The organism is Tetzosporium hominis (assembly GCF_002265435.1).
GTDB classification, from domain to species: Bacteria; Bacillota; Bacilli; order Bacillales_A; family Planococcaceae; genus Chryseomicrobium; species Chryseomicrobium hominis.
Genome location: NZ_NOKQ01000132.1, coordinates 1 through 274, shown reverse-complemented (window position 1 = coordinate 274; position 274 = coordinate 1). Strand labels below are relative to the sequence as shown.

The following is a 274-nucleotide window of genomic DNA, read 5'->3' as shown; positions in this document are numbered from 1 at the left end:
GCATCCCTGAGCGGGTTGTTCATGCCAGAGGAGCGGGTGCACACGGGTATTTTGAAGCTTACGGAAGCTTTGGAGACGAGCCGATTTCAAAGTACACCCGGGCCAAGCTTTTTCAGGAAAAAGGCAAGAAAACGCCGGCATTTGTCCGTTTTTCTACGGTAAATCATGGAAAACATTCACCAGAAACATTGAGAGACCCGCGCGGTTTTGCAGTTAAGCTTTATACCGAAGACGGAAACTGGGATTTGGTCGGGAACAATCTGAAAATCTTTTT

The 274-nt window shown here is 47.4% G+C and carries 1 protein-coding gene; it reads left to right on the top strand.

From position 1 onward, the window contains the following. Positions 1–274: catalase (locus tag CF394_RS00880; protein ID WP_133079784.1), on the top strand; the 274-nt coding region annotated here is incomplete at both ends.